Consider the following 297-nt stretch of genomic DNA (forward strand, 5'->3'; position numbering starts at 1 on the left):
ACCAACACCATCCGCAACCGATCACACCACCGAAGTGCGCCATTCTGCCGCGCTAACTAAACGATATTGAGGCTAAACACCTCTCGGTTTCCTACTTCGCCCCGGCTCGTACGGACCTCGCCGCGACTGCCGAAGTTGTCCATAGAACCCGGACGACCACGACGACCGAGGTCGTTGTCAAGGACACTCAAGGAAATACCGTTGCCAGGGGGCAGGTAACCAGTCGAATCTTCCACTAGCCTCGATCTTTCTTCCTGCTGACGTGTCGGCCTGAACCCCTCGAGATTGTGGCTGTCA

The 297-nt window shown here is 56.9% G+C and carries 1 protein-coding gene; it reads left to right on the forward strand.

The window, feature by feature from the left end; translation table 11 throughout:
• Positions 1–65 precede the first annotated feature (65 nt).
• Entirely contained in the window at positions 66–239 is a 174-nt protein-coding gene (locus BJI47_RS24915) for a DUF4442 domain-containing protein (protein WP_088941852.1), read from the forward strand.
• The last annotated feature ends 58 nt before the right edge of the window (positions 240–297 follow it).

Source organism: Rhodococcus sp. 1168 (assembly GCF_002091955.1).
Taxonomy (GTDB): domain Bacteria; phylum Actinomycetota; class Actinomycetes; order Mycobacteriales; family Mycobacteriaceae; genus Rhodococcoides.